Origin of the sequence: Polaromonas sp. CG_9.5 (genome assembly GCF_035984465.1) — a bacterium.
Classification (GTDB): Bacteria; Pseudomonadota; Gammaproteobacteria; order Burkholderiales; family Burkholderiaceae_C; genus Polaromonas.
On sequence record NZ_JAXCHR010000065.1, the window covers coordinates 1 to 1,693 of the forward strand.

2 protein-coding genes are annotated in these 1,693 nt (G+C 62.0%); both read left to right on the forward strand.

What is annotated here, in order from left to right:
• The first annotated feature begins 245 nt into the window (after positions 1-245).
• Positions 246-485 (forward strand): hypothetical protein, encoded by a 240-nt coding sequence (locus RCH06_RS17800; RefSeq protein WP_327082795.1) that lies wholly within the window; start codon positions 246-248, stop codon positions 483-485.
• A gap of 103 nt (positions 486-588) precedes the next feature.
• Positions 589-1,662, forward strand: coding sequence for an IS3 family transposase (locus RCH06_RS17805; RefSeq protein ID WP_327082796.1), 1,074 nt, complete (start codon positions 589-591; stop codon positions 1,660-1,662).
• The last annotated feature ends 31 nt before the right edge of the window (positions 1,663-1,693 follow it).

The following is a 1,693-nucleotide window of genomic DNA, read 5'->3' on the forward strand; positions in this document are numbered from 1 at the left end:
CCCCGGGTGTCAGAATTGTTGTCGCATCTAATTCTTCGATGGCTAACTGCCCGGCAACTTTATTTCATGACCAGAACACCGCATTCACATCATTCACCCGAGTTTAAAGAGCAGGCACTGCTCAAAGCCAGACATCGCGGCATGCGTTCCGTTATCAGCGTTGCCGGCGAGCTCAACATGTCCGCCGGCACTCAGGGAAGTGGCTGCAAAGCGCAAGCAAGAAAACTGGCACGACAGCCCACCCGGTGTCCGCTGCAACTGCTGCGCTGGACGGCCCGGCGTCTGCCTGGTCGCCCGCACAGCGTTTGATGGCGCCGCAGCAGAGCTACGCACTGGACGACATGGCCCGGGCCGGCTGGTGCCGCGAGCATGGCGTGTTCGAGCATCAGCTGGTGCAGTGGCACCAGGAGTTTTGCACGCCTGCCGTGCCCGCTTCACGCGAGGCGAACGGCGCCTTTCGCGAGTTGCAGCGCCAGCACGATTAGTTGCAGCGAGAGCTGCGGCGCAAGGAAAAAGCACTGGCCGATGTAGCTGCCTTGCTGGTGTTTGCCGAAAAAACTTCCAGGCGCTGCTGGAGGGCGCGGACACATGAGGTCCGTCCAGCAGCGCCAAAAGTTGCTCGACCTGATAACCCAGGCCTGCGCCGACGGGGCCGGCCGGGACGTGGCCTGTCGCCAAGTGGGCCTGTCATGCCGCAGCGTGCAGCGCTGGCAACGCACGGATGCTGCTGCGGGTGACCAGCGGCCATCGGGCAAGCGGCGCTACGTGCGCCCTGCCAACCGTTTGCGCGAGGACGAGCGCCAAGCCGTGATGGCCACGCTCAACAGCGAAGCGTTCAAGGACCTGCCGCCCAGTCAGATCGTGCCTCGCTTGGCCGACACAGGCGTGTATGTGGCGTCCGAGTCCACGATGTACCGAATATTTCGACAGCAGGGCCAGCTGGCCCACCGGCGATCAGAGCGTGCAGCGCAAAAGCGCAGCCGCCCGCGCGCCCTGGCCGCGACCGGGCCCGATCAGGTGTTCTGCTGGGATATTACGTATCTGCCGACCCAGGTGCGCGGCCAGCATTTTTATCTGTATCTGTTCGAGGATCTGTTTAGCCGAAAAATCGTCGGCTGGCAGGTGTTTGACTGCGAAAGCGCCGCTCTGGCCGGTCAATTGCTGAGCGACATCTGCCTGCGCCAGGGTATCGTCCCGGGCCAGCTGACGGTGCATTCGGACAATGGCGCGCCGATGAGGGGCGAAACCATGCTGGCCACTATGCAGCGCCTAGGGGTGGCACACACGCGAAGCCGGCCATCCGTGAGTAATGACAATCCGTACATCGAATCGGCGTTCAGAACCCTGAAGTACCGCCCCGAACTGCCGGTCAAGCCGTTCGAGAACCTGCTGGCCGCACGCCGCTGGGTCACCGAGCTGGTCCATTGGTATAACCAGGAGCATCGCCACAGCGCCATCGGCTTCGTGACACCGGCGCAACGCCATGGCGGCTTGGACCGGGCCTTGCTTGAAAAGCGCTCGCTCGTCTATGAACAGGCCCGTCAGGAAAATCCCCAGCGCTGGTCAGGACAGGCTCGCCAGTGGACGCATGTCGATGTCGTGCACCTCAACCCAAAAACCCCACAAATCAAGGAGCTTCAAAACACGCAAAAAGTAGCCTGACTCACTTCACTTCAGGCGACAACTTCCTTGA

Coding starts and splice junctions, on each gene's coding strand:
- RCH06_RS17805 (WP_327082796.1), top strand. CDS start 589: ATGAGGTCCGTCCAGCAGCGCCAAAAGTTGCTCGACCTGATAACCCAG.